Genomic DNA, 26143 nt, shown 5'->3' on the forward strand with positions numbered 1-26143 from the left:
AGGAGGACGTATCCATGGACGAGATGTTTGCCATTAAATGCCAAAACTGCGGCGGCCCTATGTACTCACACCAGGCTAAACGCAGCTTTGAGTGCGCCTATTGCGGCACGGTCGTTCCGTGGCAGGCCGATGCGGGGGAGCCAAAGAGCGCCCTGGGCATTCGCCATACGCCGCTGACGGTTGTCGATGGACTGCTTAAGCTCACCCATGTGTCGCAACTTGAGCGCCCGGAGGACCCGGACTGGTATTTCTTTAATTCACACTGGCGCAACCAGTCGGTTCTGGAGCATCTGCTGTGGGAGGATCGCGGCACGGCGCAGGAGTTCCAAGAAGCCACGCACGTGAGCATTCCCTGCCCCTTCTGCGGCGCGTCCTTTGAGGGGTCATCGACCCAGCGCGTGTTTGAGTGCCCGTCCTGCGGCAATAAGATCGGCGTTGCCGACCTGCTCAAGCCCGGTACCTTTAGCAAGCGTCTGACCATGGGCGTTGGTGCCGAGTACGTGCCTGAGCAGGGTATTCCTTGCGAGATAACGCCGCAGCAGGCACGTGCCAACGCGCTGCAGCTGGTGTGCCAGTATCCCGATGCCTTTGCCGGGCACGACGTGGAAGACGCGATTCAAAATGACATGATGCTCTTCTACTTCCCCATGGCGCTCGCGGACCTGCGCATGATGGCAAGCTTCCCGGGCAAGGGGCTGAGCAAGGAGACCTTGGTGTACTACGAGGTGCTCGACTGGGCGTATCCGCGGGCAAACTACCTGGACGTTCGCCTTATGGGCATTTTGGAGCCGTGGGACTTTGCCAAGGTTGGGCCGTTTGACCCGGCCATGCAGGAAGGCGACTTCCGCGTTGTCTCCGTCGATGCGTCTACCAAGGACCAGGTGGTCATTGATAAGCTGGCGCTCGACATTGCCGGCAACGATGCCGAGGCGGTGCTGGGGCTCAATAAAAAGAGCATCCGCACCTGGGCGCGCAAGGCTCGCAAGCATAAGGACGGCCTGGTGATGGTACCGGTCTACTTTGTCGATCGCCCAGCGACGGACAGCCGCGATGGCGAGCAGGTGCGCATTGCCGTAAACGGCCAGACGGGCCGCGCGGCCGCGGTGGCGTTTAGCGACAAGCGTGAGACGCATGTGGTGGCGCCGCTCAACCCGAGCCTGCATCTATCGAACGAAAGTACCGTGCATGCCACGCCCATCGAGGTCAAATACGTTAAATCGCCCTTCCTATACCAGATCGTGCGTCGTGGAGACGGCGAACAGCCGCGTCAGGTGGCAGCGGTTGCCGAGGGTTCCTACCGAGAAGAAAAGCCCAAACGCAAGGGGCTGCTTGCAACGATCTTTGGGAAGTAGGGGAACGGTACGGGACAGTGCGCAGTAGTGCGAGCTGTCCGTCGTGGTAGATCTAAATAAACGGTGGGACGGCTGCAAAAGAGCCGCCCCACCGGGCAAAATCAAGGTGTGCCGCGGAACCCGCTCCTCAGTCGGTCAACTTTGGAAGCGCGGGCAACGCAGGTGCTAATGTCTAAAGGGCCGGGGCAACCGGCCCTTTTCTGTGGCAGCGGGGATTCGAATACCAATACGGTGCACGGTCCCACGGTACTTTGCTCTGTGACGAACGGACCCATGACGGCGCATTCTGTAATCATCATTTATGCGGTCCCTTAATCATTTGCGTTGACTGACATTGTCTTCGTTGAAGGCGTGTCCCAAAACAAACACTGCTCTATCAACTCTTTACCGCGCAGGGTATCGATCCACTCCTGCGGAATTGCGTCGATACCGTAGGCCGTGCCGGCGAGGGCGCCTGCGACGGCTGCGGTGGTGTCGGTGTCGTCGCCTAGGTTGACGGCGGCAAGCACGCAATCTTCGTAGCTGTTAGTGTTGACGAAGCACCAGGTGGCTGCCTTAAGCGTGTCGCGCACGAAGCCACCTGACTTGATCTCCTGCTCAGGCATGCCTTTCAGATGGAGTGCCCACGAGGGGAGCGCGTCGTTCATCACATCCCTCATCAGCTCGACAAATATGATGCATGCGTCGGTCGACGTTCTGTGGGCGTGCGTAATTGCGGAGACCTCGCGGATCTCGTTGTTCGTCGCATCGGTGAACGCCAGGGGAGCGATACGCATGAGCGAGCCGTTGCCGTTGTCGCGCTCGCCGGAGCCTCCTTTGCCGGTGTGCAAGGCGCGGGCGGTCGTGCCGCCGTAATCGAAAACGCCGTCGATTGTATACTCGCCACGGGCAATCCAGCCGATGAACTTGTCGCGCATGTCCGCGGTGTCGATGTGCCCGAGCTCCCTAATCGAGTCACAGGTAGCAAGCGTCATGGACGTGTCGTCGCTCCAGGTGCCGGCGGGCTGCCCATGCGTGCCGTAGCCGATCATGTCCGTGCATTTGAACGTGCCGCGGGGCCTAAACTCGTAAGGAACGCCCAGCGCGTCGCCGACGGCAAGCCCATAGATGCAGTCGCGTAGCGTTGCCTTTGATGCCTCTGCCATGTATGACTCCTCCTGTGTCGAGCGATTAAGGATGCGTCGAATTTGTCTTCCTCCGCAATGGCGTATCTATTAACTGAACCATAAAGCCTCGCGCGGACACAAATCTAGATGCCTCCAACCGCCTTCGCGTGGGGGTCTCGGAATGACTAAAATGAGGAGTTAAAGGTAGTTTGCGCGAGTCCATGGGGAGCGATGCGTATGGACAACAACACTTTGCTGTTCCAGGACAAGGGTTCGGGCGGGTTTAAAGACGTCAAGATCTACCCTAACCGTATCGAGGTGCTCAAGAAGGGCACTTTCGGCGGCAAGCACACCGAGATTGTCTACCTTAAGGACATCACGGGGGTCAGCAGAATCAAGGGCCGCAATGTTTTTCTGCGCAACATGCTGTTGACTGCTTGTGTCTTTAGCCTCAGCAGCCGCTCCCAGGCCCAGGAATTTGTGAACGTGCTCAATATGGTGATGTGACCGGGCGCTTTTGAACACAAAAACCGGGATGCAAGGAGTTGCACCTTGCATCCCGGCTGAGCTAAAACGGCGTTGCTGCATACCGTTGGAGCTTTAGCGCTTAATCTCGATATCCTCGAGCTTGACGTCCATGGCCTCGGTCTTGGCCTTGGCGATATCATCGGCAAATTCCAGGGACTTCATCATGGTCTCGACGGCGTCCTTGTGCTCCTCGACGTTGTCGATGCGCACGTAAACGCTGCCGCCTTCAACGTCGGTAAAGTACTCGGTCGTTACGCCGCCCGAGTGCGTAAAGTAAGCACTGCGCCAGGTCTTGCCGTTGTATTTAACGGGGTCGCTCTCGGTCCATCCGGAGTTGGCCTTCCACTTTGCCTCGTAGTCGAACAGTTCGTCGGCGTTCTTATCGGGGTCGAAGACGGGAATGAAGCGGTCGCTCGCATGCTCGCTCTCGGTGAACTTAAACTGGGCCCTGTCGGCGGTGTCGCCGGCAACGTCGGTGATCTCGACGCCCTCGGGGACCTCGACCTTAAACCAAATGAAGTCGGTCCTCATATCCACGGCTGGCTTTTCTGCTCCGCCGCCACCGCCACTGCCGGTAGCGCCGCCGCTGCCGCCGCAGCCCACCAGGGTAACCGCGGCAAAGAGACTGATGCAGAGGGTGAGAATCGCAAAGGCCTTCTTTTTCATGGTCGTGTCCTCCTCGATCTGTAACCGCCCATGGATTACCTGCCTTTACTGTACGCGCGAGCGGCTCGTTCGGGTGGGCCACATGTCCCATTCTGGGGGCAGGATTTGCGCCGACAAGTGGCAATATGTCGCAATATAAGTAGGGGAGGATCGGCTGATCCGATCCTCCCCCGGCTGGGCGTCCGATCATGTAATGACTGCGCATGCGATGCTGCGTGCGAGCCCCTAATGCTTGATCTCAATGCTCGAAATCTCGACTTCGCGTGCCTCGGAAACCGCCTCCGCCATGTCATCGGGGAACTCGATGGAGTTGAGGAGCGTCTCGGCTTCTTTCTCGTGCTGATCGAAGTTCGCGATGAGAACGCAGACGCTTCCCGGTTCAACGTCGGTAAAGAGATAGGTATGGGTGCCGCGGTTGTCCTCGCACGTTCCGGTGAGCCATGTCCTGCCGTTGTACTCGACGGGGTCGCCAACTTTCCACTGGAACATGCTGTTCTTTCGACCCTCATCGGCAAGAGCTTCTTCTGCCGTCATCTTCTCTTCCCAAACGGGGATAAAGCGGTCGACTGTGGTGTTCTCGTTCTCGGGGAAGGTGAGCTGGACCCTGTCGGCGTTCTTGCCGGCGGAGTCGCTCACGCCAACGCTCTCGGGCATCTCGACCTTAAACCAGATAAAGTCAGTCTTTTCGGCGACGGGGGCCTTTTCCTTGCCTTCGCTCTTTGAGGTGCTGCTGCCTCCGCCCGATGCGATCCCGCCGCAGCCCACAAGGGCGAGCGCGGCAAAGAGGGCGATGCAAAGGGAAAGGATCGATAGGGTCTTTTTCTTCATGGTGGCGTCCTCCTTGTCTGTTAGGGGCATCGTGTGCAGCGGTTCGCCAATCGGCGGTTGCGCTTGCACATGATGGCTTTATTTGCTGTGTGGTGATTCCTCCGTTCTGTGTCCGGCGCCGTGGCGAGCGTTGCCCCAGCATGGGGCTCCTTATCTATATGTATGCCCCAGTTGCCGCCGTCCGAGAGTCCCGAAACGTGGGCCATGTGTCCCATGTTTGCGTCGCTGCCGCCTATCGTGTGTCATAGAAATCCGCGATGGCCAGGTGCGCTGACGCTCATGTGCTTATGGGCTAGACTTAGCACCATTACGTGTTCGATGCGGTTGGTTGGCGGTTGCCGCCCGACCGATGTATATGACTTGAAGGTGCGTGCGCATGAGCCAAGAGATGATGGATAAAACCTGTCGAGAGTTTGCCGAGGCGCTTGCCGCACGCGAGCCGGTGCCCGGCGGCGGCAGCGCGAGCGCCTTTGTGGGCGCGCTGGGCGCCTCACTTTGTGGGATGGTTGCGCGTTACGGTGCGACCAATCCCGCGCTTGCCGATCGCGCGGACGATCTGACACGCGCATTTGCCCAGGCAGACGAGTTGGCGCAGGAACTTGTGGGTCTGGTTGCCGAGGATGTTCGTGCATACGGCCAGGTGTCCGCGGCATACGGTATTTCCCGTGATGATCCGGCTCGACCCGCGGCGATTCAGGATGCGTTGCGCGTGGCGGCCATGCCTCCGTATCGGATTATGGATGCCTGCGGACGCGCACTGGCGCTGCTCGAGGACATGGCCGACAAGGGCTCGCGCCAGTTGCTGTCCGACGTGGCGTGCGGTGCCGTGTTCTGCCGCGCCGCCATGCAGGGCGCGAGCTTGACGCTTTTTGCCAATACCACGTCTATGAAAGACCGGGGGCGCGCCGAGGAACTCGAGGCGGCGTGCGATAAGCTGCTGGATACGTGGCTGCCGCGCGCCGATGCACTGGCGCGCCGTGCTGCTGACGCCGCAAGGAAGAGGGGGTAGCCATGGCCGAGCTGCTCAAGGGTGCTCCCGTTGCCCGCGCGTTGACCGAGGAACTTGCCGCTCGTTGCGCCGCCCTGCGCGAACAGGGCATCGTGCCGACGCTGACCATCGTGCGTGTGGGCGAGCGCGAGGACGACCTGTCCTACGAGCGTGGCGCACTCAAGCGCTGCGAGAAGACTGGCATTGAGGCTCGCCGCGTTTTGCTTCCCTCCGATGTTTCGCAGGACGAGCTGCTGGCGGCCATCGAGGACATCAATGCCGACCCCGCTGTTCATGGCTGCCTGATGTTTCGCCCGCTGCCAGCCGGCCTTGACGAGGATGCGGTTGCCGCGGCGCTCGATCCTGCCAAGGACGTTGACTCCATGACGCCGGCCTCGCTGCTTACCACGCTTTCGGGTCGCGGCGAGGGCTTTGCTCCCTGCACGGCCGAGGCCGTGCTAGCGTTGCTGGACTATTACGGCGTTGAGCTGGATGGGGCCAAGGTCGCGGTCGTTGGTAGGTCGCTGGTGATTGGCCGTCCCGTTGCCGCCATGCTTACGGCTCGCAATGCCACGGTGACAATGTGCCATACGCATACGCGCGACTTGGCTGCCGAGTGCCGCGCGGCTGATATTGTGGTTGCGGCCGTTGGACGCGCGCGTACGATTGGCGCGGATGCGGTTCGCGAGGGCCAGACGATCATCGATGTTGGCATTAATTGGGACGAGGCCGCTGGCAAGCTGGTCGGCGATGTCGATTTTGATGCTGTGGAGCCGATCGTTGGCGCAATTACTCCCGTGCCGGGTGGCGTGGGCGCTGTAACGACGGCGGTTCTCGCCAAACACGTGATTGAAGCGGCGGAGTGCGCATCGAAATAGGCGTTTTAGGCTGTATAGAGGGTCAGTTATATACCCACTGTGCAAAAAACGCCAAATATGAGTACTGTTGCAAAGATAGTCACATATGTTTTATGACATTTGGGCTTCCTAGTGATATCCATTATCGTTAGGAAGCTCATTTTATTGAACCTATGGGGAATAACGTTGTCTTGCTTTTGGACAAATAGGGATTTTCGGCACTCATTACAAGGAAATTTGCTGCTACTAAATTGGTGACAGTACTCATATTTGGCATTTTTTGCACACAGAGGTCCCGAGGGGGTTCCGAGGGGCCGCGGTTTCGCCCTTTTTGCGCCGAAGCGATACACTGTTGCCGTTTGATTTCTTCGCTCAAGGAGGATGCGCATGCCGTGCACAACGATTTTGGTTGGTAAGAACGCGAGCTACGACGGGTCGACGCTGGTTGCCCGCAACGAGGATTCGTCCAACGGGGTGTTTGAGCCCAAGCGCATGCGTGTTGTGCACCCCGACGAGCAGCCGCGTGTCTACACGAGTGTCTTGAGCCACCTGACCGTTGAACTGCCCGACAATCCCATGCGTTACACAAGCGTCCCCGACGTCATCCCCGGTCACGGCATTTGGGCCGAGGCCGGCTTCAACGAGCTCAACGTTGGCATGTCCGCAACCGAGACGCTCACCTCCAATGAGCGCGTCCGCGGCGCCGATCCGCTCGTGGACTATGTGCCCGCAAAGGGCAACGAGGGCGAGGACGGCTATGTTCCGGCGCAGCCCGGCGGTCTGGGCGAGGAAGACATGGTGACCCTGGTACTGCCGTACGCCAAGTCCGCCCGTGACGGCGTACGCATCCTTGGTGACCTGCTCGAGCGCTATGGCACCTACGAGAACAACGGCATTGCTTTTAGCGATGTGGACGAGATCTGGTGGCTCGAGACCATCGGCGGCCACCACTGGATCGCCAAGCGCGTGCCCGATGACGCCTATGTGACCATGCCCAACCAGCTGGGTATCGACAGCTTTGACCTGGACGATGCTGAGGGCGCGCAGGCCGACCACATGTGCTCCGCCGACCTGCGCTCCTGGATGGCCGAGTGGCATCTGGATCTGACGCTGGGTGTTAAGGGCGACGGTCCCGCCGCGGTCTTTAACCCGCGCGAGGCCTTTGGCTCGCACAGCGACAGCGACCACGTCTACAACACGCCGCGCGCCTGGTACATGCAGCGCTGCCTCAACCCCAGCGATGTGTGGGACGGTCCCGACGCCGACTACACGCCCGAGAGCGACGACATCCCCTGGAGCCGCGTGCCCGAGCGCAAGGTGACCCTCGAGGACATCAAGTACGTGCTTTCGAGCCACTACCAGGGCACGGAGTTCGACTGCTACGGCAGCAAGGGTACGCCCGCCACACGCGGCGCCTATCGTCCCATCGGCATCAACCGCAACAGCCAGCTTGCCGTGCTGCAGCTGCGCCCCTATGCGCAGCCGGCGTATCGCGCCGTACAGTGGATGGCGTTTGGCTCCAACTCGTTTAACGCGCTCGTGCCGCTGTATGCCAACGTCGAGACCATGCCCGAGTACTATGCCGACACGCAGGCTCGCGTGACGTCCGAGAATTTCTATTGGGCAAATCGTCTGATCGGTGCCTTGGCCGATGTTCGCTTCCATGAGTGCGGTCGCGCGGTCGAGGACTATCAGGAGAAGGTCGGCGGCATGGGCCACAAGCAGATTCACGACGTTGACGCCGTCGTAGCCGCGATGCCCGAGGCCGAGGTGCCTGCCGAGCTCGCCCGCGCCAACGAGGCCTTTGCCGAGCTTGTACGCGTGGAGACCGATGCCCTGTTGGGCAAGGTGCTCTACACCACGAGCTGTGCCATGAAGAACTCCTTCGCGATGAACGACAACGTAAGGTAAAGACAGCCTTGCGGCGAACGAGCGGGGCAAACGCCGTCAAAGGCTTTGCCCCGCTCGATTCCTACCTTGGCGGTAAAACGATTTTGTGCCGTTCGCCCAATCTTGGGTACAAGAAGGCCAATGCAGTTGTTCATGATTGGAGCCAACCATGGTTATGAAACTCGATCAGCTTGTTAACGGTGCCATCAACGTGGGCTTCGGCGCTGCCGCCGTTGCCGTTGAGGGTGGCAAGAAGGTCCTTGACGACCTCGGTACCAAGGGCGAGCAGATCCGTAAGGATGCCGGCACCCCCGATATCGCCCGCAGCGTGTCTGACATGTTCGAGCAGGCGGGTGGCACCATCTCCGACCTGACCGAGCGCCTGGGCATGCAGGGCGAGACTGCGGCGCAGCGCGTGCTCGACGAGCTCATCCTGGCCCGCGTCCGCGTCATGACCGCCCCCGAGCGCACGGCCTTTTTGGCCCATGTGCGCGACATCGTCGATTCGGTCGAGGACAACGTGACCTCGGTGCCCGTCGAGTCCGTTGAGCCCGACGATGCAGAGGACACCGAAGAGGCCGAGTAGCAGCGCAGATGGCAGATTCCACCACCGATTACAACAATCTAGATCCCTTGGGTGACGAGGCGGCGGTTGTCGATGAAGTCGATGCCGCCGTCTCGGGCGCTCGCAAGAAGCCGCGCGCTGTCGATATGGTCCCCGAGGAGCCCGACGCGATGGCACCGGACGAGGAATACCAGCTCACGCCGGCGGGCCGCCGCGAACGCATCGGTCAGATCGTTCGCCTGGTCAAAAAGTACCGCGTATGGGATAACCTCACGCCGGTGCGCCTGCGTCGTCTGCTCGAAGAACTCGGCCCCATGTTCGTCAAGATGGGGCAGATTCTGGCTAACCGCTCCGAGATTTTGCCGCAGCGGTTTTGCGACGAGCTGCGTCGCCTGCGCTCCGACGTGGAGCCGGTGCCGTATGAGGTGGTGCTCCGCTGTCTGGAAGAGGAATACGGCCAGCGCCTGGGGCAGATGTTCGACGCGATCGACCCCAACCCGCTCGGTAGCGCGTCGCTCGCACAGGTGCACCGCGCCCGCCTGGTGACGGGCGAGGACGTGGCCGTTAAGGTGCAGCGTCCCGGCGCGCAACAGGTCATGGCGCAGGACATCGACATCATCCGTTCGGTGGTGCGCATCGTTTCCAAGTTCGTCAACACCGACCAGTTTGTTGACTTACACGCCGTCGTCGAGGAGCTGTGGGCCTCGTTTCGCGAAGAGACCAACTTTTTGGCCGAGGCCAAAAACCTCAACGATTTCTATGAGTTCCATAAGAGCGTCCATGGCGTGTCGTGCCCCAAGTCCTATCTGGATCTGTGCACCGAGCATGTCGTGGTCATGGACTACATTGACGGCATCTCGATTGCCGATCCCGAGCGCCTGGTGGCCGAGGGCTATGACCTGGAAAAGATCGGCTCGGCGATTGTCGAGGACTATTCGACGCAGGTGCTCGACGACGGCTTTTTTCATGCCGACCCGCATGCGGGAAACATCATCCTCAAGGACGGCGTCGTTTACTTTATCGACCTGGGCATGGTTGGGCGCATGTCGAGCCACGACCGCGGTATCGTCAAGGATATGATCTTTGCCGTGGCCGAGGGCGACGTGCCCAAGCTCAAGGATTCGCTCATGCGCTTTGCCGTGACGCGCGGCGATTCGGCCGAGCTCGACCATTCGGCCTTTTTGTCCGACTTGGACCTTATCGTCGCCGACTTTGCGGGGCTCGATCTTAAGGACCTGGATATCGGCGAGTTTTTGACCTCGCTGCTAAACCTGGCGCGCAAAAACGATGTTGAGCTGCCGAGCGTGGTGACGATGTTCGCCCGCGGCATGGTGACACTCGAGGGTCTGCTGACCGAGTACATGCCCAACGTCAACATGATCCAGATCATCCAAGCGCACATCAAAAACGAGAAGAGCGCCTATGCGCGCGTCCGCGAAATGGGGCGCGACTTTGCGGCGAGCAGCTATCGCGCGGCAAAAGGCTCGCTCGAGGCGGCCGAGTATCTGGGCTTGGCGTCGCGTATGCTCACGCGCGGCCAGCTTAAGGTGAACACGCAGATCATGAGCAGCGATAAGGCGCTGCGGCAGCTGGGTGGAATCATCGACCGCATGTCGATGGCAATTGTGATCGCCGGTCTGTTTATCGGTTCGTCGGTGGTGTACTACGCGCGCATCGAGCCGGTTGTGTTTGGTATCCCGGTGATTGGCTTTATGGGCTACGTGAGCGCGCTGGTGCTGGCGCTGATGCTGGGCCGCGAGATCTGGCGCAACAGCCACGGCGGCAAGCGTTAGCGATTTCCCGGGGTCGGGGAAAGACGGATCCTTTTGCTCGGCATTCCATCCTCACCCTTTTCTATCGCAAACCATAGCTTTTACCTTGGGCTTCGCCTGTGTGCGGGGCCCTTTTGCGTGATACCATACTGACAGTAATAATCGATGGCCTAGATGGTGGTGCGGAGACGCACGAATGCGTGGTTTTCCTGCGCGTTTGGGAGAATCGGGGTGCAAGTCCCCGGCTGTACCAGTAACCGTAATTCCTCTTGGCCCGGGATAGTCGCGTCGCAGATCGGACGGCGCGCCCGGGTCGGTAAGGTTAAGTCGGATCGCCTCCCATCTTGTACGCGGCCGCGGCGCATGCCGCCGGTACGCGTTGGGCTCTGGAGGGAAGGGGGACCCCGATGGGGGTACTCGAGCGCAATGTGCGCGATGACGTGGGGCAGCCGCTGGGCAATGCTCCAAGTTCAGACAATAGGAGACAAATGGATATGTTTGAGGACGAGTGCCAGCGCGCCTCGTGGCGTCGCCATGGAGCGATTGCCCGTGGCGTAGCCAAGCGCGGTCTGGTGGCGTTCCTGGCTTTTGCCATGGCTTTTGGCACCACGCCGGCGCAACTTTGGGCCGAGGGCGCCGAGGGCATTGCCGAGGCCGTCGCTTCGCAGGATGCGGAGCCGACGGGGGAAGATAGTTCCACGGCGACCGATGCTGACCAGGCGGCGACCGAGGATGAGAAGCCTGCAAAGGGCGCGGATACGAGTGATTCTGCCGCTTCTGCTGGCGCGCAGGAGAGCGGGTCGCAGGATGCTTCGCAGCCCGCTGCAAAAGTGGAGGCTGCCGCCGAGGCAAGTGCCAAAGTCGAGTCCGCTGTGCCGAGCGATGATGACGAGTCGGATATCGCTACCGCAGCATACGTGACGGTCGACTCCGTCAGTCTACTGAATGCCAAGGACCAAGATATCGTTTGGGGCTCTGCGTCCAATACTGCTCTCAAGGTTGGCGATACGATTAAGGTCGGCGCCTACTACGAGGACGACTGGGGCGACGACGAGGAGATTCTCGATTCCGAGTATGATTGCCTTACGTACCAGTGGTACGTGGGCGACAAGCAGAGTTCCGCCCCCACTGCCTCAGGCTACACGCCCATCGAAGGCGCAACGTCGCGTGAGTTCAAGCTCACGGCCGCTCAGGCGGGCAAGTATGTTGCCTGCAAGGTGACCTATGGCTCGAGCAAGTGGGACAACAAGTTCACCGCAAGCACGAAGCTGGCGATTGTCGAGGACGAAGGCGCCACCACGCCTGCGACGCCCGATGCCAAGACGCTTGCCGAGGCCAAGCAGAAGCTCTCCACTTGGAAGCCGAGCCCGGTCTATGGCACCGACACCAATATCGTCGACATGCTCTCGGCCAAGCTCAAGGCGCTCGGCTACGCGAACGTGAAGCCGACTCTCAAGTCTGTGACCTTCGGTGCGACCGACCCGGTCCAGCAGGGTGGCATCGCTGCAGATGGCACCATCACGTACTTCTTCCTGTCCAATGCGGAGAAGACCGTATCCGCGGATTGGTCGGTGCTGCGCCAGTTCAAACCTACTTATACGCTGACGCTCGGCAGCGAAATCGTCGAATTCACTCCCGAGTTCAATTCGACGCTCGCGTGGGATCAAGCCAAGGTTGAAACGTATCTGAGCGAACAGCTCGACGCCGCGACTCTTACCGCCTCGGTCAAGGCGGGCATCGCGCCTTCGACTGCCAAGGAAGAGGTGCTTCCCGGCGCGCTCTATGTGGGAGGCAAGAAGGTTGCCGACCTCACCTGGACGAGCGATTCGTCTGCGGCCAAGCTGACTTTGAGCTACGATTCCAATTACAACACGGTCTACAAGGTCGCCTACACTCATGGCAATGGCGACAAAAACGTGACGTTTACCGCGCGGGCAACACTATTTGTCCCTGGTTATGGCAACCCTCCCTCGACTGCAATTACGCGCGACTACCCGGTCAAGGTAGCCTCCAAGTCTGCCGAGGACATCGCTGCCGAGAAGGCCGAGCTCGAGGCCGCGCTTGCCAAGATTGACGGCCTGGTGAAGGACTATGCCGACTCGAGCAAGAGCGTTGACCTCTCGGCGATCGAGGGCGACTTCATCTTGCCCACGACGCGCAAGATCGGTGCCGGGTCTGCTAAGCTCTCGTATTCTTCCAATAACGAGTCCGTGGCAAAGGTTAACGGCTATCGCGTCATCGTCACCCGTGATATCGCCGGTGGCTCCAACACCGCCACCATTACGGCAACGCTCACGCGCGATGGCATCACCGCCACGCGCGACATCACCGTGACGGTCAAGCCCATCGACGAGTCCGAGATCGACGCTGCCGTAGCACAGATGCAGGCCGTCAAGGATGCCTACGCCACTTCAATCCTGGGCGCCAACACTTCCGCTCATGCGGTGAGTGCGAATCTCAGTCCCTGGAGTTCCGCCATGGTCGCCGAGGACGGCACCATCTCGTACTCCAAGACGTACCAGACCGGCCAGATTCATGCCGACGATCTGCCTGGCTATGATGACATGTCCGGCACCAATTGGCGCACGTACCGCTCGAGCGACACTTCTGTCATCGCGGACGAGACGCTGCGCGTGACCCAGCCCGAGGCTGACACGCTCGTCACGGTGGAGAGCTCGCTTACCTATGAGAAGTATGAGGCGCTCGCCAAAGCTCATCCGGATAACGCCAAGCTTCAGAGCCTGGTCAATCAGTCGGTTAAAGCGACGTATCGTGTGGTGGGTACGACCGACCACTCCGATCCTCAGATTTCGGTCAACTTCAAGCTTGTGGGTGTTAGCGCCGACGGCAGCGATGAGGTTTGGTTCGACGGCGCGCAGAGCGTTGGCTACGGCTCAACTGCCGATGCCCTGATTGAGCAGATCTTGGATGCCCAGGGTCTCGCTCACACCTCCGGTACCACGGAATATGGTTACTATCTCTCCGATATCACCTCAAGCGATGGCCGTACGCTTGGCTGGGATGCAGCCACGCGTAAGTACTGGCAGCTTTTCGTAAACGGTAAAGCATCCGAGGTTGGCGCCAGCAGTGTGACGCTTGGCGCGGGCGACTCTATCGCTTTGTACTACTCTGCCCTTGGCGCAAGCCTTGATGATGCGAATAAGGCCACCGTTAAGGCGTCGGTGAGCTTCATTGGGCCAGATGAGAATGGCGGCAACTCCGTGTGGGCGTCTGCCGCTGACGTCAAGATGTCTGATGGATCCACGGCAGCCGACCTTACCGAGCAGCAGCTCAAGGCAGCAGGTCTCACCTATGACAGCCAGGGTACTTCTGGGACTTCGTTCTACCTTGCCAGCATTACGCGCGCAGGCAAGACGTATCGCTGGGACCAGTCGACCGGCAGGTACTGGCAGCTCTATGTCAACGGCGAGAAGTCTCAAAAGATGGCGGGCCAGGTTACCCTCAAGCCGGGAGACAAGCTTCAGTGGGTTTACGCTGCAGATAGCGAGAAGCCCCTGGAGGGCCCCATTGTCAATCCCTTTGCTCCCCGTCCGGACTGGACCGCAAGCTGGAACGGCTTTGGCAATGCGGGCAGCACGACGCTTGTGAATACCCCGACGCCTACCGAGTCGGCTACGGAGCTGTGGAAGGTCAATCTGGCAACGGCAGCCGACAAGTGGGTTTCGCTGGGCGACCCCATCATTGCGGGCGGCTACGTTTTCGTTACCACGAACTCTGAGCTCGTCAAGATCGATGGCACGGGCAAAGTTGTCGCGCGTGTTTCCAAGGGCGGCACCACTTCGTATTTTTCGCGTCCTGTATACGCGGATGGTCTGATCATCTCGGCAAACGACGACGGTTCTGTGTACGCCTTCTCCGCTGAGACGCTTGAATGCGTGTGGAAGACGCCTGCGCTCAAGGCTCCTGCTGCTGGCGGGCGCTATCAGGCAAATTCGACTATGACGGTGGCAAACGGCTGCGTGTATGCCGAGTTTGTCACGGGCGCTGGCGCTTTTGGCACCGCAACTGGCGGAGCTATGCTTTGCATCGACATTGCGACGGGCAAGATCGTCTGGTCGGACGTCACCACAAAGAGCGGCTCCTCCACTGGTGAGGGTTATTACTGGGCGGGCGCTGCCGCTTCTGATTCCGATCTTGTTATCGGCGACGAGGGCGGTTGCGTGAAACTCATCGACGGCAAGACCGGTAAGGTCAAGTCTTCTGTCGGCCTGTCCGGCAATCCCGTGCGCGCAACGATCGTCTCTGCTGGCACCGAGAACGGTAACCCGGTCTTCTTGGCGGTTGGTCGCCAGCCGGCAACGCTCTATAAGATTGTGCGTGAGGGCGACACGCTTCGTATTGCCAGCTCTTGCGCATTTGCGAACACTTCGACTTCGACGCCGGCCGTGGCAAACGGCAAGGCCTATATCGGCGGAAGCGACGCTTCGAACAACGGCCAGTTCACCGTTATCGACCTTGCGTCTATGACGGTCGAAAAGTCGTTTGACATGGGAAAATATGCCGAGGTCAAGGCTTCACCGATTGCATCCGTGCAGGCTGGCGGCGTTTATGTCTACTATACGTGCAACAAGACTCCCGGCGCCTTGTACTGCTTCAACCAGTTGACCGGCGAGGTTGCGGAGATCTATACGCCGTCCGGATCCAATGCGAATTACTGCACCGCAAGTGTAATCGCGGATGCCAGGGGCAATCTCTACTACACCAATGATTCCGGCACGCTCTTTGCTCTCAAGGCGGTTCCGGGCTTTACGGTTTCCTTTGACGCGCGCGGCGGCAGCGCGGTCCCCAGCGCGCTGACCGCGCAGAACAAGACCATGGTCGCCCCTGCGAATCCCGAGCGCGCCGGCTTCACCTTCGCCGGCTGGTACAAGGACGCCGCGTGCACCCAGGCCTGGAACTTCGCCAAGGACGTCGTGACGGCCGATATGACGCTCTACGCCAAGTGGACCAAGAATGCCGTTACCCCTGGCGGTAACGGTGGCTCTGGCTCCAATGGCGGCAATGGCGGCTCGGGTAATGCCGGTGCTGGTTCTGGCTCCGGTAACGGCACAAACGGCCAGCAGACTGGCGGTGCTGTTGCTCCGGGTCAGAAGCCGGTGTCTGCCACGACTACAACGGAGACCAAGGACGGCAAGGATTCCAAGAAGGATTCCGACAAGGGCGACAAGAAGGACAGCAAGAAGTCTGACAAGAAGTCCGGCAAGTCCAGCTCCAAGTCCGATACGGGCTCGTCTGCTACGACCGCTGCTAAGAAGTCTGCCGAGGCTTCCGCGCAGGAGTCTGGCGTCAATCCGCTCGCCATCGTTGGTGTGACGGCTGGCGTGGTCGGACTCGCCGTCATCGGTGTGTTCGTGCTCACCAAGCGTCGGTAGGTGAGGGCCGTGTCCAATAAACCACAGGACGCCGACTCCAAGCAGCCCGACTCGTCGTTCATTCAGCTCGACGATGCAAAGCAAAAGGGCGCCGCTTCGGCGGCGTCCGCCCCTCGGCGCAAGGCGCTTGTTGGCGTCCTGACAGCCGCCTGTATTGCACTCATCGTCGTCTCGTTGGGTTTTGTACACCCCTCTGCCAGCGGTGCATGGTCTATCGATTGGATTGCTCAGGCCGTGACAGGGGAGAGCGTTGTTGACAAGGATGCGTCGGTTTCCGGCTCGACTACCACTTCGGGCAAGGCTGCGCCCAAGGACTCCAAATCCTCGGACAATGCGAAGGGCGGGTCGAAGGACTCAAAAAAGGATTCGAAGGAGAAGAAGTCCGAAGGCAAGGGCGGCAAGAAGTCCAACAACACGTCTGCCGAACAGGGTTCGGAATCCACCGGCGGGTCTAGCTCTTCTGACGGCGCCTCTTCGGGCGCTGGCTCGGCGACCGGTGGTGGGTCTGCATCTAACGGCGGCAATGCCTCGTCGGGTAACCAGGGCGGCTCACAGCAGCCTGGCTACGTCACAGTGACGGTTTCGGTCACATCGAGCGCCGTGGGCAATCCTGTGTCTTCTGGCGGCACCTTCACCTTTAACGAGGGCGCTACGGTCTACGATGCCCTGTGCGCTCTGGGCCTTTCCGTCAATGCGCACGGCTCGTCATACGGAACGTATGTTGCCGCTATTGGCGGTCTAGCCGAGAAGGAGCACGGCAGCACGAGCGGCTGGATGTACTCCGTTAACGGTGTGGCGCCCAACACGGCGTGCAGCAACTACGTCCTATCTAACGGCGACAGAGTTGTCTGGTATTACGTAACGGGCTAAATGCCTCGACATAACACGCCAAACGGGCGGTTCGGATAAACATCCGAGCCGCCCGTTTTTCATGCGAATGGAACTGGGCCGCCGGGTCTCTTGGCAAACAAAAAAACCGGCTGGAATGGAAATTCCAGCCGGTTGCGAATGCAAGGGTATGTTTGGTTGACTACGACTGCGCGCCCTCGAGGAAAAAGCGACGGCTAAAGTAGTTGTACCAGGTGACCAGGAACGTTGCGATGGCCTTCATGGCCTGGTAGCCGATGCTCAAAAACGTGACGCCCACAAACATGTACAGGTCGTTGAGACCCAGGCCAATCACCGACAGGATGGTGAAGATCGTGAACTCGCGCTTGCGGCTCATGCCCTCGCGGTGGTCGAACACGTACTTCATGCTGAGCCAGTAGTTAACCACGACGGATGTGGTAAACGAGACCGTGGTGCTCATCAAAAAGTCGAGGTGGAACAGCTCGACGAGCGCAATGAGCATACCCCAGTCGATGCCAAAGGAGATAAGTCCCACGACAGCGAACTTGAGGAACTGCTTGGTATGAGGTTGTGCCAGTGCCTTGCGCACGTAATCACATCCAATGCGTTGATGAATCGAGCAACGAGATACTTTAGAGCTTTTGCATGGGAAACGTAAGGTCTTTGGCAAGAACTATACGAACTCGCCAAATACTCAAGAGGTAATCCGCAAACGTTGCAAATCTTCCCGTAAACGAGCAAGGCCCACGAGCAACGCAGCACTCGACGCGCGTCATCCGCAGGTCCCGTAGTGCATCGAGGAGACCGGGCTACTTGGTCTGCTCGCCCTCCAGGAAAATTTTGCGCGTTACAAAGTTGTAGACCATGACCAGTGCGGTGGCGCAAATCTTGGCGATATTGGCCTCGAGGCCCAGGCCGGCGTTGAGGGCCAGCACGATGCCGTCGTTGAGCGCCAGGCCAATAACGGACAACACGACAAAGATGATGAACTCGCGGCGGCGGCTCATGCCCTCCTTGTGTGCAAACACGTACTTCATGCTCGCGACGTAGTTAAAGATGAGCGAGACGATAAAGCCGCTGGTGTTGGCGATCAGGATATTGAGGCCCAGACCGTAGTGGAGCAGATTCATGATGCCAAAGTCGATGACGGTGGCAACGACGCCGACGACGCCAAACTTCATGATCTGCGCAAGGAGCTTTTGCATGACACCTGCCTTAGGGTGGCGCCGCAGCGCCGTGGGGATGGCAAACTCAGCAAGTTTAGCCAAACCCCGTAGGCGGGGCTAGGCGCGCTCCTCGATAGCACCGTTTCTATATGCATCGAGCAGTTGGCGCAGGTCCTGGATCTGGCTGCGAATCTTGACGCCGGTATCGGTGTCGCTCACCATGCGGCGCCGGTCGGCCTCGTCAAAGCGGTTGGTCTCGCTTTCGATGTCGATGTTGCGGGTGAGCGCCTCGGCAACGGTGGTAAAGGCCTGGTGCGACTTGAGGCGGCATCCGCGCGAGCTCGAGATAAGCGTGTAGCCGGCGATGCCCGTTTTGGGATGGTAGGCGCGACAGAAACCGCCGTCGATGACCAGCAGCTTGCCGTTGGCACGGATGGGCTGCTCGCCCTTGGTGGTCTTGACTGGGGTATGGCCGTTGATGATGTGGCCCGTCGGCGAGCAGGCCATGGGGGCGACGCCAAACTCGCGCATGATGTCGTCGCAAACGGACGAGGACGTGGTGAGTGTATAGTACGGGTCCATCGGCTCGACCCACGTGCTCTTGTCGGCAATGTAGGCGCGCTCGAACGTGCGTACCACGCGTCCGCTGGCGGGTGAGTTAAAGCCGATCCACAGGTACCACATCCAGTCGAGGGCATCGCGGTCGCCGACGCGCCAGGCGCGGCGGGCGATATGGTCGCAGAAATCAAAATAATCGCGGCCGGCGTGCCAGGTGCCCAGGCAGTTCATGCTGCTAAAGGTGCCGTCTTCGTTGAGCGGCACGCAGCCGTGGAAGAGCAGGTTGCCGTTGGCGACCTTGTACATGGAGCCGTGGGTATAGAGGAAATCGATATGGCGATGCAGGTGGTCGGCAGTGACAAACTCGGACACGAGCTTGTCGATGATGTGCTGCTCCTCGGGCGTGAGCGCGTAAGGGTCCGCCGGATCGACGGTGGGGAAGTCGTTGGTCGTGAGCGGCCACACGCTGCCGTCGGCGAGCGTGACCGTGCCGGTGTCGTGATCGATCTTGTCGAGTAACAGACGGTCGGTCATGTCGAACTCGGGATGGCGCTGGATAATCTGCCCCTCGAGCTTAAAGAGCAGCACGTTGATGGCTTTGATCAGCGGGCTGATGCACTCGCCGGCGGTATAGGTGGCGTCGGCGAAGGCGACGAGCTCGCGCAGTGAGATGCCGTAGTCGTTCTCGAGGATCTCGTAGTTGTCGTAGCGCAGGTTGTTGCGCAACACCGTGGCGATGCAGGCGGGCTCGCCGGCAGCGGCGCCCATCCACAGCAGGTCGTGGTTGCCCCATTGGATGTCGAGCGAATGATAGGTGAGCAGGCGGTCCATAATCTTGGCCGCGCCGCCACCGCGGTCGAAGATGTCGCCCACCAAGTGCAGGTGGTCGACGGCGAGGCGCTTGATGAGCGAGGCGAGCGACTCGATAAAGTCGTCGGCGCTGGCGGTCTCCAAGATGGATTCGATAATGCGCTCGTGATAACGCACGCGGTAGTTGTTCTCATCCGGATGCGTGTGCAGCAACTCGTCGATGATGTAGGCGTAATCGCGCGGGATGGCCTTACGCACCTTGGAGCGGGTATAGCGGCTCGAAAGCGAGCGGGCGACCACAATGAGTCGGTCGAGCATGGTCTTGTACCAGGTGGGCGAGTCCTCGCGCCGGCTGCGGACAAGATCGATCTTCTCGCGCGGATAGTAGATGAGTGTGCACAGCTCGCCCTTTTCGTCAAAGGAGAGCATGTCGCCAAAGATCTCGTCGACATGCTCGCGCACGACGCCCGAGCAGTTGTTGAGGATGTGCATAAAGGCTTCGTACTCGCCATGCACATCGCTCATAAAATGCTCGGTGCCCTTGGGCAGGTTGAGGATGGCCGAGAGGTTGATGATCTCGGTGAATGCGGATTGCTCGGTGGGGAACTGTCTCGACAGCAGGCGCAGATACTTGAAGTCTTGCGGATTGCGATCGAATGCGACCATGAAACACCTTCCGATGGGGCTGGTAAAACTGATAAACAGCGTCAAACGTTTATCAGTATGCGCCGCTTTTGTTTCGATTTTGCGCCAGCGGCTGAATTGTCGGCTGAATGGTTTGGTAAATCGATTTAGTGAAGGTAGATGTGTTGGTTGGGTGGAGACGACAGAGGGTGTTTTCTCAGATATTTATGCGTGGGGCCGGTGGAGACGATGGTGGTAAAGATGTTCACTATTTTTGGTTCGATTTGGTAAATAGTGGACATATGTACCGCATGTAGGCTCACTGTGCGATAATTTGCGCAGCAATGAGTAAGGAGCCTCATATGAGTGATTATGTCCTGACCTGTGAATCCGCCGCCGACCGAACCCGTGAGTTCTTTGCGTCGCGCAATATCCCTGTCGTGTGTTTTCATTACGAGATCGACGATGTTGTCTATACGGACGATCTGTATCAGTCGATTACGCCGGACAAGTTTTTTGCCCAGATTGCCGCGGGCGCCATGCCCAAGACGTCTCAGGTGAGCGTGGGCGAGTACGAGGAGTTTTGGGAGCCGTTTGTTGCCGAGGGTAAAGACGTGCTGCACCTGACGTTGTCGTCGGGTATTTCGGGCACGTATGGATCGGCCTGCGTCGCGGCGCAGATGCTCGCGGATCGCTATCCCCAGGGCGGCAAGGTGCGCGTCATCGATTCGCTGGGGGCGTCTTCGGGCTTTGGCCTGTTGCTGGAATATGCCTCCGACGTGCGCGATAGCGGGGCTTCACTCGACGAGACGGCTGCCTGGATCGAGGAGCACAAACTCAACCTGCACCACTGGTTCTTCTCGACCGATCTGTCGAGCTACCTACGAGGCGGTCGCATTTCGGCTGCGAGCGCGATCATCGGCACGGCGCTTAAGATTTGCCCGCTTATGACGGTCGATTGCGAAGGTAAGCTGTCGCCACGTGAGAAGATTCGCACTAAGAAGCGCGCGATTTCCGAGATGGCCAAGACCGTGATGGCACACGTGCAGGACGGTGTGGATTATTCGGGTAAGTGCATCATGTCGCACTCGGCGTGCCGTGAGGATGCCGAGGCAGTTGCGGCGCTGATTGGGGAACAGGTTCCGCAGCTTAAAGGCAAGATTGAGATCAATGACATCGGTACTCTGATTGGCTCGCATACCGGACCTGGTACGGTGGCGCTCTTCTTTATGGGCGACAAGCGCGTGGATTAATTTGCCCCATCACGTCGCTGCATGATTGCTCAAACGAAAACGGCCCGCCTCACGTTTGTGGGGCGGGCCAAGATGTTTTGCTAGCGCTTCTTTCCGCGGAAGAAAAAGCCGTGCAGTGACGGCTTGAGGCCGCGGTTGGCGCGATGCTCCTCGACGCGCTCGTGGATCGAAGCGACGCGCTCGATGACTTCGTCGGGAATCGGCACGTCGGGATTCATGTTCTCGACCTGGCTGACCTCGGCGGCGGCGACCTGGTCGATAATGGGCACATCGTCGCGCGAGATGACAGGTGTGGCGTCTTCCTTCATCTTGCGATAGCGTTGCATCATGTCGGCCTGTAGCTGCTGGGCCGAAGGCGGCGTCCAGATGATGGCGTTGGCACCGGCGGCGATGGTTTCGCGGATGCTCTCGGGCGTCTTGCCGCCCGGCGCGATGAGCGGCAGGTTGGGATAGTGCTCGCGCAGCTCGCGTAGGACCTGCGGTGTGTTTTTGCCGGCCGCGATGTTGAGAATCTTGGCTCCGGCGCGCACCTTGGCATGCGCATCGTCGTCGCAACGTACGACCGTGGCGATGACAGGGATGTCGGCGATGTTGGTGATGTGCTCGACCATCCCGGCGGTGGCGGGGGAGTTGACCACGCAGCCCGCCGCGCCCTGCATCTCGGAGACGGCTGCCATCTGCACGGAGCGCTTACCGGTCGTAGTTCCGCCGCCCACGCCTACAAAGACCGGGCACTCGGCGACGGTCAACAGTGCCTGCGTAATGGCCGGCTGCGGCGTGAAGGGGTAAACGGCAAAGACGGCATCGGCGTTGGAGTTGCGGATAACCGCGACATCGGTGGTGTAAATGAGCGACTTGATGCGGCGGCCGAAGAGCGTAAAGCCGCTGGCCTCCTCGATCTCGTCGGGCATGCGAAGGGCCGCCTTGCGCAAACGTCCGTCGATGGGCAGTGGCTCCATGGGGAGCAGTCCGTTGGGGGTCACGGCTACCTGGGGCTCGGTGAACTCGTCTGCGAGCTCGACCTCGGAGAAATCGACCGAGGCGACGATGTCCTCGTGAACCTCGGCGGGCACATCGATGGGAGCTTGGTCGTTTGCCGCGGCAGGCGTGTCGAAGGAGCTGGTGCCGACGAAGGCGTCGACGCGCTCATTTAGATCGTTGAGGGTATCCATGGAGGCTCGATTCTATGTGATAACGGCCGGCGCTATGCAGCCGGAATTGCGAATGCTAAATCGTTTGACGAGTTGATTTTTCCCCGCCGCGCCATCCGTTAGACCGAAGGGCCGGCGAACGTGAAGGAGCTGTGGTGGCGGGGATCGAGGTGCTATCTTGAAAGTCCCGTTTAAAAGAGAGGTGACGCGGTATGGAATTGACAGCAATGTTTGGCTCGATTGGCCTGTGTGTGGGCGCAATCGTTGCCGCCGCGGTCATCTACTTTGTGGTCACGGCCATTAAGGGCAAAAGGGCCGAGCGCAAGGAGCGTGCGATGCTTAAACAGCATCGCGACCAGCAGGGCAAACGCGCACAGAAATAGCTTGTTGAGTTTTGGATCCGTGCGCTAGCTGCGTTTTCGGATCAGGGCAATGTAGAAGCCCTCAAAGTCGCGGCTAGGCGGAATGGTGAGCGTGCCGGGCAGGCCGTTGGCGATGGCCGATACCTGACCGGCGGCAATGGCTTCGGTCAGAGCGTTGGACTCGATGCGCGGCTCCTCGCCGGCATCCTGGGCGCGGCGTGCTTCACTTTCGCTTGGCGTGCCGTCGAGGGGGATGAGCTCGCAGTCCATATGCTTGTCGAGGGCCTCTTGCAGGGCGTCCTCGTTTTCCTGCGGCAAGATTGAACAGGTCGAATAGACGAGCGTGCCGCCCGGTTTGAGGGCTCCCATGGCGCGGTCCAGAAGCGCGCGCTGCGAGCGGGCGCACTTGCTCAGCAGCTGCTCGGTCAGGCCGCGCAGGCTTTTCTCGTTGCCGCTGATGACGGTGCCCGTGCCGGTGCAGGGAGCGTCGAGCAGGATGCGGTCAAAGCGGAAGAACTCGTCGAGCTCGCGTGCGTCGATACGCATGACGGGCACGTTTTTGGCACCCTGGCGGTGGAGGTTGGACTCAAGCTTTTCGGCGCGGGGAATGCTCATCTCACAGGCGGTGAGGTGCGCCTGTCCCTGGGTGAGGGCGGCGATCTGCGTTGTCTTGCCGCCGGGGGCTGCGCACATGTCCAGGATGTCCTCGCCTGCCTGGGCGCCCAGGACCAACGGCGGCATCATGGATGACAGGCTCTGCAGGTAGATCTTGCCGTCGCGGTAGATGTCGAGATCCCACAGATCGGAAACCTGGGCCTCGGGCAGGATAAAGGCGTCTGGGTACCAGGCGACGGGGTTGTGGACGATGCCGGCGGCACCGAGCGCCGCAGCGATGTCCTCGGCGGTCGCCTTGAGCGTGTTGGCGCGCAGCGTGACCGGGCGTGTGGCCGCGGCGCCGAAGCCCTCGATCATGAGCTTGGCATCGGCGGGCGCATAGGCGCCGGCGACCGTGTCGACCATAAAGCGCGGCAGGTCGGCGGCGGAGTGTTGGGCGGCAAGCTGGTCAGAAAGCTCGGTAGCAGCAAACTGCCTGAGCTTGAGCTCGGCCTTGACCTGCTTTTTCTGCTTACGACGACGCGGCTTGGACATCCGTCTTTCCTTCCCATTCCATTACATGTCGAGTGTTGTTTTAGTACTGGCTCTCGTGCTTGCTGAAGAAGTCGAAGCGCGGGGGCAGCGGCTTCACGCGGTGCTCGCCGGGCTTCTCGCCCAGGCTTTCCACGAACTCGTCCGTGGAGGCAAATATGTTGTCCCAGCTAAAGAAGGCGACCGGATCGACGTCGAAGTACTCGCAGATGAGCTCGCAGCCGGCCGGGACGATGCCGTGCATGAGCACGGTCGCCACGCGCAGCTCGGTAAAGGCGTCGACGAGGGCCTGCGTCATCGCGACGTTTGCCTCGTTACCCTCGAGCTTGTTGGCGGCCTTGGAGGCGTCGCTCCAGCGCTTGTTGGCGGCGCGCAGGTAGTCGTCGCACACGGCGAGTGCGCGGTGCGTCTCGAACTTGTACATGGCCTGCTCAAAGGCGAGGGCTGCCTGCTCGGCGGCTTCGATCACGGTGGCGGAGGCGGCACCGGCGGGGATGCAGCCGTTGCGATAGGGGCTCTCGTCGCCCTCCTTGATGGCGACGCCGTAGAAGCAGCTGCGGGCCAGGCGGTTGAAGACGCCGGTCAGCAGCGCGCTCTCCTTAAGGGCCGGATCGATGACACGCTTGTCGTCGCAGGCACGCACCTCGTTGCCGTCCTTGTCCTTGCCGGTCACGCGCGTGTCGTATGCCTTGGGGCTAAAGCTCACTGGCTTCTCGGACAGGCCGAGCGACAGCCAATGCGCGCGCATCTGCTCGCAGGTGTAGTGGTTGAGCAGGTCGTCTGCCGGCGGGGGAGGCGTCTGCGAGGACGAGCTGGCCTTTTTGCCCATGTAGAGCAGGTGGTAGCAGGCGCTGACAGTGCTCTGCGTGAGGTCCCAGCCCAGGGCCTCCCACATGGCGGTCTGAGCGATGCAGTAGAAGTAGATGTTGTCCTGACCGATAAACTGGTAGATCTGAGCGTCGTCAGAGCACCACCAGTCGCGCCAGTCGAGCGAGCTGTGCTGGTAGGTGGGCGCGGGGACCTGCGTGGAATCGGCGGCGGGCTCGCCCATGAGGGCGGCATCCTGGGCGGCGACGCCCTCGGTCACGCCGGCGGCCTTGGCATCGCGTGCGAGCACGGTGCGCGTATAGCTGATGGGAGCCCACAGGCTCTCGGGCCAGCACCAGCAGGTGACGTCGGAGACGCCATCGACCTCGGGCACCGGAACGCCCCAGTCGATGTTGCCGGTGATGCGGAAGGGTACGAGCGCCTTGCCGCTGCGGAAGCGCACGCCGCCGTTGGCGAGCACCGCGTGGGCATCGTCGCGCTCCTTCCAGCTGGGGAAGGTGACGGTAAAGCTGCTCTTGTTGCCCTCGGGCTCCAGCACGGTGTGCTCGGGAAGCTGATCCTCGACGGCATCGAAGGCCTCGCGGAACTTGTTCTGGATGTAGAGCTGAGCCGGCAGCAGCCACTCCTCCATGGTCTTGGAGACCACGGAGCGAACCTGCGGGTTCTGGGCGAGCTTGTCGGTATAGGTCTTCATAAAGTCGAGGTAGGCCGGCAGGTCGAAGTAGAGGTTGTCTACCGGGCGCAGCTCGGGCACCTCGCCGGTGAGCTGGCTCTTAGGCGCGATGAGCTCCTCGGGCTCAAACTGGTGGCCCAGGTCGCACTCGTCGGCATAGGCCTTCTCGGACTTGCAGCCCTGGATGGGGCAGCGGCCGATCACCTGACGGCCGTTGAGGAACGTGCCGGCCTTGGCATCGTAGAACTGCAGCGTGGAGCGCTTGGAGATGGTGCCCTGCTCGTGCAGGCGCTCGATAATCTCAGCGGTTACCTCGTTGTGGATCTGGGCCGCCGGCTCAAGGCCCGAGCCGCCGTAGATGTCACAGCTGATGTTGTAGTTGTTGAGGGTCGCGGCCTGGCGGGAGTGATTGGACTCGACATACTCGCTAATGGACTTGTCGTAGCCCTCGTTCTCCTTGAGCTTGCGGTAGCTTTCCATGATGGGCGAGCCATAGCAGTCGGTGCCCGAGGTGAAGATGACGTTCTCGCGGCCCAGACGGTCGCGCAGGAAGCGGGCGAAGAAGTCGGCCGGGACAAAGACGCCGCCGACGTGGCCAAAGTGAAGGCCCTTGTTGCCATAGGGCTCGCCGGCGGTAACGATGGCGCGTCGAGGCCAGCTGGGACGGTCGTTCATGGAGTATTTGGATGCCATGGGACTCCTTCGCATATGGTAAGAGCGCGGCCGGGCGCAAGGCCTGGCGACGCGGTGGTCAATTCGTGCATATCGTTCGACATTA

General features: G+C 60.4%; 20 protein-coding genes. 11 read left to right on the forward strand and 9 right to left on the reverse strand.

The window, feature by feature from the left end; translation table 11 throughout:
- The first annotated feature begins 14 nt into the window (after positions 1–14).
- Positions 15–1352: a TFIIB-type zinc ribbon-containing protein gene (locus NBH09_RS06750; protein ID WP_250787454.1), complete on the forward strand. Its 1338-nt coding sequence runs from the start codon at positions 15–17 to the stop codon at positions 1350–1352.
- 311 nt (positions 1353–1663) lie between these two features.
- Here NBH09_RS06750 and NBH09_RS06755 read toward each other — a convergent pair whose 3' ends face one another.
- Complete coding sequence (locus NBH09_RS06755; RefSeq protein WP_250787456.1) at positions 1664–2497, reverse strand: ADP-ribosylglycohydrolase family protein; 834 nt, start codon at positions 2495–2497, stop codon at positions 1664–1666.
- A gap of 198 nt (positions 2498–2695) precedes the next feature.
- On the opposite strand from NBH09_RS06755, the gene NBH09_RS06760 reads away from it, so the two are divergent.
- Positions 2696–2965 (forward strand): hypothetical protein, encoded by a 270-nt coding sequence (locus NBH09_RS06760; protein ID WP_250787457.1) that lies wholly within the window; start codon positions 2696–2698, stop codon positions 2963–2965.
- Between the two features lie 93 nt (positions 2966–3058).
- Here NBH09_RS06760 and NBH09_RS06765 read toward each other — a convergent pair whose 3' ends face one another.
- Positions 3059–3652 (reverse strand): hypothetical protein, encoded by a 594-nt coding sequence (locus NBH09_RS06765; RefSeq protein WP_250787458.1) that lies wholly within the window; start codon positions 3650–3652, stop codon positions 3059–3061.
- A 225-nt stretch (positions 3653–3877) separates the two neighbouring features.
- Entirely contained in the window at positions 3878–4480 is a 603-nt protein-coding gene (locus tag NBH09_RS06770; RefSeq protein WP_250787460.1) for a hypothetical protein, read from the reverse strand.
- A 376-nt stretch (positions 4481–4856) separates the two neighbouring features.
- On the opposite strand from NBH09_RS06770, the gene NBH09_RS06775 reads away from it, so the two are divergent.
- The 7 genes from NBH09_RS06775 (at position 4857) to NBH09_RS06805 (ending at position 16815) form a co-directional block, all read left to right on the forward strand.
- Positions 4857–5489 (forward strand): cyclodeaminase/cyclohydrolase family protein, encoded by a 633-nt coding sequence (locus tag NBH09_RS06775; RefSeq protein WP_250787462.1) that lies wholly within the window; start codon positions 4857–4859, stop codon positions 5487–5489.
- Positions 5490–5491: 2 nt separating this feature from the next.
- Positions 5492–6346, forward strand: a complete 855-nt coding sequence (locus NBH09_RS06780) for a bifunctional 5,10-methylenetetrahydrofolate dehydrogenase/5,10-methenyltetrahydrofolate cyclohydrolase (RefSeq protein ID WP_250787463.1) — start codon at positions 5492–5494, stop codon at positions 6344–6346.
- Between the two features lie 366 nt (positions 6347–6712).
- A complete protein-coding gene (locus NBH09_RS06785) occupies positions 6713–8236 on the forward strand; it encodes a C69 family dipeptidase (RefSeq protein ID WP_250787466.1) in 1524 nt (507 codons plus the stop codon).
- 148 nt (positions 8237–8384) lie between these two features.
- Positions 8385–8801, forward strand: coding sequence for a hypothetical protein (locus NBH09_RS06790; RefSeq protein WP_250787468.1), 417 nt, complete (start codon positions 8385–8387; stop codon positions 8799–8801).
- Positions 8802–8809: 8 nt separating this feature from the next.
- On the forward strand, positions 8810–10573 hold the full coding sequence (locus NBH09_RS06795) for an ABC1 kinase family protein (protein ID WP_250787470.1): 1764 nt from the start codon (positions 8810–8812) through the stop codon (positions 10571–10573).
- Between the two features lie 467 nt (positions 10574–11040).
- Positions 11041–15945 carry a DUF4430 domain-containing protein gene (locus NBH09_RS06800; RefSeq protein ID WP_250787472.1) on the forward strand — a complete coding sequence of 1635 codons (4905 nt, stop codon included), beginning with the start codon at positions 11041–11043 and terminating at the stop codon, positions 15943–15945.
- 9 nt (positions 15946–15954) lie between these two features.
- The gene (locus NBH09_RS06805) at positions 15955–16815 is read left to right on the forward strand and encodes a DUF4430 domain-containing protein (RefSeq protein ID WP_250787473.1); all 861 of its coding nucleotides are present in this window, start codon (positions 15955–15957) and stop codon (positions 16813–16815) included.
- A gap of 160 nt (positions 16816–16975) precedes the next feature.
- On the opposite strand, the gene NBH09_RS06810 is transcribed toward NBH09_RS06805, so the two are convergent.
- The 3 genes from NBH09_RS06810 to NBH09_RS06820 form a co-directional block, all read right to left on the reverse strand.
- Positions 16976–17383, reverse strand: coding sequence for a GtrA family protein (locus NBH09_RS06810; RefSeq protein WP_117806352.1), 408 nt, complete (start codon positions 17381–17383; stop codon positions 16976–16978).
- Positions 17384–17603: 220 nt separating this feature from the next.
- Positions 17604–17999 carry a GtrA family protein gene (locus tag NBH09_RS06815; protein ID WP_250787475.1) on the reverse strand — a complete coding sequence of 132 codons (396 nt, stop codon included), beginning with the start codon at positions 17997–17999 and terminating at the stop codon, positions 17604–17606.
- A gap of 78 nt (positions 18000–18077) precedes the next feature.
- Positions 18078–19994 (reverse strand): fructose-1,6-bisphosphatase, encoded by a 1917-nt coding sequence (locus NBH09_RS06820; protein ID WP_250787476.1) that lies wholly within the window; start codon positions 19992–19994, stop codon positions 18078–18080.
- A 320-nt stretch (positions 19995–20314) separates the two neighbouring features.
- Here NBH09_RS06820 and NBH09_RS06825 point away from each other — a divergent pair, with 320 nt between their 5' ends.
- Complete coding sequence (locus NBH09_RS06825) at positions 20315–21205, forward strand: DegV family protein (protein ID WP_250787478.1); 891 nt, start codon at positions 20315–20317, stop codon at positions 21203–21205.
- 80 nt (positions 21206–21285) lie between these two features.
- Here the strand turns inward: NBH09_RS06825 and NBH09_RS06830 are convergent, their stop codons facing one another.
- On the reverse strand, positions 21286–22377 hold the full coding sequence (locus NBH09_RS06830) for a beta/alpha barrel domain-containing protein (RefSeq protein ID WP_250787479.1): 1092 nt from the start codon (positions 22375–22377) through the stop codon (positions 21286–21288).
- 191 nt (positions 22378–22568) lie between these two features.
- On the opposite strand from NBH09_RS06830, the gene NBH09_RS06835 reads away from it, so the two are divergent.
- Positions 22569–22739 carry a hypothetical protein gene (locus tag NBH09_RS06835; RefSeq protein WP_215694795.1) on the forward strand — a complete coding sequence of 57 codons (171 nt, stop codon included), beginning with the start codon at positions 22569–22571 and terminating at the stop codon, positions 22737–22739.
- 24 nt (positions 22740–22763) lie between these two features.
- Here the strand turns inward: NBH09_RS06835 and NBH09_RS06840 are convergent, their stop codons facing one another.
- Both NBH09_RS06840 and NBH09_RS06845 read right to left on the reverse strand, forming a co-directional pair.
- Entirely contained in the window at positions 22764–23867 is a 1104-nt protein-coding gene (locus tag NBH09_RS06840; protein WP_250787481.1) for an RsmB/NOP family class I SAM-dependent RNA methyltransferase, read from the reverse strand.
- Positions 23868–23907: 40 nt separating this feature from the next.
- A complete protein-coding gene (locus NBH09_RS06845; protein WP_250787483.1) occupies positions 23908–26058 on the reverse strand; it encodes a class I tRNA ligase family protein in 2151 nt (716 codons plus the stop codon).
- Positions 26059–26143: the final 85 nt, after the last annotated feature.

Origin of the sequence: Collinsella sp. BG-O-102 (genome assembly GCF_023656745.1) — a bacterium.
Lineage (GTDB): Bacteria > Actinomycetota > Coriobacteriia > Coriobacteriales > Coriobacteriaceae > Collinsella.